Source organism: Rhodoferax sp. ZS1R25 (assembly GCF_056521335.1).
Window position 1 is genome coordinate 891,564 of the sequence record NZ_JBWMAZ010000001.1, and the last position, 7,302, is coordinate 898,865.

At 65.0% G+C, this 7,302-nt stretch carries 3 protein-coding genes; 2 read left to right on the forward strand and 1 reads right to left on the reverse strand.

Annotated elements, in window-relative coordinates; all coding sequences use genetic code 11:
* Positions 1-10 precede the first annotated feature (10 nt).
* Positions 11-3,304: a fused isobutyryl-CoA mutase/GTPase IcmF gene (gene icmF, locus AC097R_RS04215; protein WP_479596364.1), complete on the forward strand. Its 3,294-nt coding sequence runs from the start codon at positions 11-13 to the stop codon at positions 3,302-3,304.
* A 19-nt stretch (positions 3,305-3,323) separates the two neighbouring features.
* Here the strand turns inward: icmF and AC097R_RS04220 are convergent, their stop codons facing one another.
* Positions 3,324-4,205 (reverse strand): arginase family protein, encoded by an 882-nt coding sequence (locus AC097R_RS04220; RefSeq protein WP_479596365.1) that lies wholly within the window; start codon positions 4,203-4,205, stop codon positions 3,324-3,326.
* A 144-nt stretch (positions 4,206-4,349) separates the two neighbouring features.
* Here AC097R_RS04220 and AC097R_RS04225 point away from each other — a divergent pair.
* Positions 4,350-7,302 (forward strand): EAL domain-containing protein (locus AC097R_RS04225; RefSeq protein ID WP_479596366.1); only part of this gene is annotated, 2,953 nt, incomplete at its 3' end.

Below are 7,302 nucleotides of genomic sequence, written 5' to 3' on the forward strand. Positions count from 1 at the left end.
GAGCGCCCCCATGACCGATCTGTCCGCTGACTTCAAGGCCCTGGCCAACTACCGCCCCACGCACAAGGTGCGTTTTGTCACGGCAGCCAGCCTGTTTGACGGGCACGACGCGGCCATCAACATCATGCGGCGCATCCTGCAAGGCATGGGCGCCGAGGTCATCCACCTGGGCCACAACCGCAGCGTGGACGAGGTGGTGACGGCAGCCTTGCAGGAAGACGTGCAGGGCATTGCCATCAGCTCCTACCAGGGCGGCCATGTGGAGTACTTCAAGTACATGGTGGACCTGCTTAAAAGCCGCGGTGGTGCGCATATCCAGGTGTTTGGCGGTGGCGGCGGCGTCATCGTGCCGGCCGAAATCTGCGAGCTGCACGCCTACGGCGTGGCCCGCATTTACAGCCCAGAAGATGGTCAGCGCATGGGCCTGGCCGGCATGATTGGCGAGATGGTGATGCGTTGCGACAAGGACATCACCACGCTGGCGCCCACTGACCTCACCGCCATCCAGGGCCATACCGAGGCCAGTTGGCGCGCCTTGTCCCAATTGCTCACCGCCATCGAGGCTTCCAAGGTCAATGAAGCGCTAGCCCTTGAAATACGTGCGCAAGCAGCTACCAAAAAGATAGCGGTGGTGGGCATTACGGGCACCGGTGGCGCCGGCAAGTCCAGCCTGACCGACGAGCTGATCCGCCGCCTGCGGCTGGACCAGAACGACAGCCTGCGTGTGGCCGTCATTTCCATCGACCCCAGCCGTCGCAAGAGCGGTGGCGCGCTGCTGGGTGACCGCATTCGTATGAACGCCATCTCGCCGTGGCAGCAGGGCAGCCGCGTCTTCATGCGTTCGCTGGCGACACGGGACTTTGGCTCGGAGATCAGCGCGGCGCTACCCGATGTGATTGCCGCCTGCAAGGTGGCGGGGTTTGACTTGGTGGTGGTGGAGACCTCGGGCATTGGCCAGGGCGATGCGGCCATTGCACCGCTGGTGGATGTGCCCGTGTATGTGATGACGCCCGAGTTTGGCGCGGCCAGCCAGCTGGAAAAAATCGACATGCTGGACTTTGCCGAGTTTGTGGCCATCAACAAGTTCGACCGCAAGGGCGCCAGCGACGCGCTGCGCGATGTGTCCAAGCAGGTGCAGCGCAACAAAGAGGCCTGGACCACGCCCACAGACCAAATGCCCGTGTTTGGCACCATGGCCGCGCGCTTCAATGACGACGGTGTGACCGCGCTGTACCAGGCCCTGCTGCCGCGCCTGCAGGCGCTGGGTGTGCCACTGAAAGACGGCATCTTGCCCAAAGTGGCGGTGCGCCACAGCAGCAACCAGACCCCCGTGGTGCCCGCGGCGCGCACGCGCTATCTGGCGGAGATCAGCGACACGGTGCGGGGCTACAAAAAGCGCGCGCGCGCGCAGGCCACGCTGGCACGCGAAATCCAGCAGTTGCAGGCAGCGGCCGTCATGCTCAAGGTGGACAAGCCAGACCGCGCGCCCGCCGCCGAGGCCGCGCTGGACCTGGCCGGCCAGCGTAAGGCGCGCCAGGACCGCGATGCGCGGCAACTGTTGCAGCAGTGGCCCGAAATGCAAAAGGCCTACGTGGGCGACGAGTACGTGGTGAAGATCCGTGACAAGGAAATCCGCACCGCGCTCACCACCAAATCTTTGAGCGGCACCACCATCCGCAAGGTGGCGCTGCCGCAGTACGAGGACCACGGCGAAATTTTGAAGTGGCTCATGCTGGACAACGTGCCCGGAAGCTACCCCTACACCGCTGGCACCTTCGCCTTCAAGCGCGAGGGCGAAGACCCCACGCGCATGTTCGCGGGCGAGGGCGATGCGTTTCGCACCAACACGCGCTTCAAGCTGCTCAGCAGCGGCATGGCGGCCAAGCGCCTGAGTACCGCGTTTGACTCGGTCACGCTCTACGGCAACGACCCCGACCCACGGCCCGACATCTACGGCAAGGTGGGCAACAGCGGCGTGAGCATTGCCACGCTGGACGACATGAAGGTGCTGTACGGCGGCTTTGACCTGTGCAGCCCGTCCACCAGCGTGTCCATGACCATCAACGGGCCTGCGCCGTCGATACTCGCCATGTTCATGAACACGGCCATCGACCAGAACATCGAGAAGTTCCAGACCGACAATGGCCGTGAGCCCACCGACACCGAGGTAGCCAAGATCCGCGAATGGGTGCTGGCCAATGTGCGCGGCACCGTGCAGGCTGACATCCTGAAAGAAGACCAGGGCCAGAACACCTGCATCTTCAGCACCGAGTTTTCACTAAAGGTGATGGGCGACATCGCCGAATACTTTGTGCACCACGACGTGCGAAACTTCTATAGCGTGTCCATCAGCGGGTACCACATTGCCGAAGCCGGGGCCAACCCGATCAGCCAGCTCGCATTTACGCTGTCCAACGGTTTTACGTTTGTCGAGGCGTACCTGGCGCGCGGCATGCACATCGACGACTTCGCGCCCAACCTGAGTTTCTTCTTCAGCAATGGCATGGATCCCGAATACACCGTGATGGGCCGTGTTGCGCGCCGCATCTGGGCCGTGGCGATGAAGGAGAAGTACGGCGCGAACGAGCGCAGCCAGAAGCTCAAGTACCACATCCAGACCAGTGGTCGCAGCCTGCACGCGCAGGAAATCCAGTTCAACGACATCCGCACCACGCTGCAGGCGCTGATTGCCATCTATGACAACTGCAACAGCCTGCACACCAATGCGTTTGATGAGGCCATCACCACGCCCACCGAAGACAGCGTGCGCCGTGCCATGGCCATCCAGCTCATCATCAACCGTGAGTGGGGTCTGGCCAAGAACGAGAACCCGTCACAGGGTGCCTTCATCATCGAAGAGCTGACCGAGCTGGTGGAAGAGGCGGTGCTGAAAGAGTTTGAAAGCATTGCCGAGCGCGGTGGCGTGCTGGGGGCGATGGAAACCGGCTACCAGCGCGGCAAGATCCAGGACGAGAGCATGCACTACGAAATGCTCAAACACACCGGCGAGTTGCCCATCATCGGCGTCAACACCTTCCGCAACCCGCATGGCGACCAGGTGCTGGAAAAGCTGGAGCTGGCCCGCAGCACGGACGAGGAAAAGCAGAACCAGCTTAAACGCCTGGCCGCCTTCCACACCCGCCATGCGGACGCTGCACCGGCCATGCTCAAGAAGCTGCAGCAGGCCGTCATCGACAACCAGAACGTGTTTGACGTGCTGATGGAGGCCGTGCGCGTCTGCTCACTGGGCCAGATCACCAGCGCGCTGTTCGAGGTGGGGGGTCAGTACCGGCGCAATATGTAGCGGTGCCGCGCCCCCGCCGTTACACGCCGGGGCAGATTTTCGAGAGCAGCGGAAGCAGCGCGTCAATGAGGGCGTCGGGCGATGCTTCGGTGTTCGTCTCTGGCCAGCGGCTCTGAAACTCCGCGATCTCCAGACCCACGACCGCATGCTTGGCCAGCGCGGTCATCGCTTCACCAAGGTCGGCCAGCGTCAACCCACCGGGCACCAGGTATTCGGTGGGCACGATGCCCGGCTCCAGCACATCGCAGTCCAGATGGATGTACACCGGCCGCTGCCCAAAGGCGGCCACCAGTCGCTGCGCCAGGTCTTTGCCCGGTGGCACCAGCCGCAAGGTGCCGCTGTCGATCAGGGCTTGTTCCGCGGGGTCGATGTCGCGCGCGCCCACCAGCACCACTTGGGCCAATTGCAAGTCACCGGACAAACCGGTGTCCCACAGCCCCGCCGCGCCCGTCAGCACCAGGCCACCCAGGTAGCCCGACGCGGAGTTGGCCGGCAGGTTGCTGTCGGCATGGGCATCGAACCAGACGATGGCTGCATCGGGGTGGTGGCGTGCCACCATGGGCAAGGTGGCAATGGCGGCTGCGCAGCGGCCCAGGGTGGTGATGGGAGTCTGGCCGCGTTGCAAGCTGCTCTGCAGGGCGTGCGCGAGCTCCTCCAGCTCCTGCCGTGCGGCGTTTAGTTCTACCTCCCAGGGGGCGGCCAGGGGCGTGCGGGGCGCGCCCACCATCTGGGGGCTGAGGCCAAGCCGCTGGGCCAGGGCCTGGCCCATGCGCTGCGACCCAGCCATGCCCCAGGGGTTGCGGTCGGCCACGCGTCCCTGGAACACCGTGAGGTGGACTGGTTTTGCCGGGTAGGGCTGGGTGTCGTCCTGGGGTGGGGGCATGCTGGTGTCGTGTGTCATGGCCGGAATTATCCGGGCCAGAGGTTTGCAAGGGCCTCGCAGGCGGGGGGGGCTTGCGCCAAGTTGGTGCGCTTATTGCTAGCTCTCGGTTGAGCCCTGAAACCCCGCAACGGCGCGGGGCGGCGTGGCTATGGGACGCGCACCATGTTGTCAAAAATTCCGTTGTGGCTGGGTCGTTTGAGCGTGGGGCGCAAGCTCACCCTGATTTACCTGCTGGACCTGACTGCCGTGATCTATGTCTCGGGCATCCTGATCCACGAGAAGTACCTAGCCATCGACTTTGCGCGCAAGGAAATTGTGGGCGCCAGCTACACGGAGGTGGTGCGCCGCAACCTGATGGGCGTGTTCATGGTGCCGACGCCTCCCCAAGCGCTGCAAGACTTTGAATCCATCCGCGCGTTGCACGATGCCGAGCTGAACACCGCCGATCCCTCGCAGCGCCTGCAAACCCTGCTGGCTGGCAACGCCGGCACGCGCGAGAAAACCCAGCTGCTGGCCCAGGGCCGCGATTTGCTCACCATCGTGGGCAACCAGTCCAACCTGATTCTGGACCCTGACCTGGACAGCTACTACGTCATGTCGCTCACGGTGCTGCGTTTTCCCGAGCTGCTGCAGGTGCTGTTTGACACGCGCGACTTCATGCGCAACTGGGGCCAGAACCAGCGCGGCGCCAACCCCACGGCGCAGCTGCTGACGCTGGTGGGGCGGCTGGACGCGGTGCTGCAGGGCATGGAGTCGGACTACGAGCAGGCCTGGCTGGCCGGCTCCCCCCACCTCAAGGCCGCGCTGCTGGACACCCGGCAAAGCCTGTTGCAGGCCGGGCGCGCCTTTGCCGTCACGGTGCAGGCCACGGCGCAAGAGAAGCCGACGGCCGCCCAGGTGGCCGAGTTGGACCAGGCCTACCAACAGGCACTCTCGGCGCTGAACGACGCCTGGCGCGTGGGCGTGGAGCAGCTGCAGGTGCTGCTGGAGACGCGGGTGGACGGTCTGTTTCACCGCATGTGGCTGCACCTGGGCACCGCGTTTTTGCTGCTGGGCTGCATCTTGAGCCTGGTCTACCTGGTGGCCAGCCAGATTGCGCGCCCGCTGCAGGCGCTGGCCCGGGTGGCCGACGAGGTACGCCGCACGGCCGACTACACCCACCGTGCCAGCTGGCACAGCCGCGACGAGATTGGCCAGCTGTTCAGCGCCTTCAACGGCATGCTCGCCCAGCTGGACCGCGACCGCCTGGACCAGCAGGAGCTGGCCGCCAGCGCCCGCGCCTCCGAGGCCCAGCGCGAGCTGGTGGAGGCCTTCCCCATCCCGCTGGTGGTGACCTCGGTGCCCGACCACGAGGTGCTGCATGCCAACACCCCGGCCTTGCCCTGGCTGGGCAGCAGCGGCGTGGACCCCTGGCGCACCGGGCTGGATGCGGGCGTGCGCAGCCGCTTCTTCCAGCGCCTGGCCGACTTTGGGGTGGTGGACGAATTCGAGGTGCGCTGGCTGGGTGGCACCACACCGTCCTGGGCCGTGCTGTCGGCGCGGCGGCTCAAGTTCCAGGGGCGTGATGCCATCCTCACCGCGTTTGCACCCATCAACAAACTCAAGGTCATGGAGCAGCGCCTGGAGCTATGGGCCAAGGTGTTTGAGGCGTCCAGCGAGAGCATCATCATCATGGACGAGTCGCGCAAGATCATCAGCGTGAACCGGGCCTTCTGCCGCAGCACGGGGTTTGATTTTTACGAGGTGATTGGCCATGACCTGTCGCTGGTGACGGACAGCCCGCAGGACATGCTGTGGTCTGACCTGGAAGACAAGGACGCCTGGCAGGGCGAGGTGCACATCCGCAAGCAGTCGGGCGACACTTACCCCGCGTGGCTCATGGTGTCGGCCGTGCACAAGAACGCCACCAGTGGTGAGGTGGTGAACTACATCGGCATCTCCATCGACATCACCGACCGCAAGGCCAAGGAGGAACGCATCCGCTTCCTGGCCCAGCACGACGTGCTGACCGAGCTGCCGAATCGCTCGCTGTGCCAGCAGCGCCTGGGCGAGGCGCTGGCCCAGGCCCGCGTGACAGGTGAGCAGGTTGCCGTGCTGTTCATCGACCTGGACCGCTTCAAGCTCATCAACGACACGCTGGGCCACCACATTGGCGATGGCCTGCTGCGCACCGTGGCGCGGCGCCTGACGAATGCGGTGCGCGCCGACGACACGGTGAGCCGCCTGGGGGGCGATGAGTTTGTGGTGATCCTGCGCCATGTGGTGAGCCGTGAGGAGCTGGCCACCATGGTGAACCAGCGGCTGATTCCTGCCATGCGCCAAAGTGCGCTGGTGGATGGCAACAACCTGACTGTGTCGTGCAGCGTGGGCGTGGCGCTGTACCCGGGCGACGCGACCGACCAGGACGAGCTGATGCGCCGCGCCGATGCGGCCATGTACGAGGCCAAGTCCGCCGGGCGCGACACCGCGCGTTTTTTCTCGCCCGAGACCGACCAGCGCGTGCTGGCCCGCCAGACCATGGAAGGCCAGCTGCGCCAGGCGCTGGCCAATGACGAATTCAGCTTGCACTTTCAGCCGCGGCTGAACGCGCGCACCCGCCGTGTGCAGGGCGCAGAAGCCTTGCTGCGCTGGAACAACCCCCTGCTGGGCCAGGTAGCACCCGCGCACTTCATCCACCTGGCCGAAGAGACCGGGCTGATCAAGCCGATTGGCCTGTGGGTGCTGCGCGAGGCCTGTGCGCAGTGGATGGCGCTGGAGGCGCGGGGCGTGTGCAAGGGGCTGGAGCTGTCGGTCAACCTGTCGGTGGCGCAGCTGTCGGACCCGGAACTCGTGGGGCAGCTGGAATCGGTGCTGCGTGCCAGCGGCATACCACCGCACCAGCTGGAGCTGGAACTGACCGAGTCACAGCTGATGGACAACCCCGGGGCCGCGCAGGCCCAGGTGTCGGCGCTCAAAGCCCTGGGGGTGCAAATCGCCATCGACGACTTTGGCACGGGCTATTCGAGCCTGGCCTACCTCAAGCGTTTTGAGATCGACAAGCTGAAGGTGGACCAGTCGTTTGTGCAGAGCATGCTGGACGACAGCGCCGATGCGGCCATCGTGCACGCCGTCATTG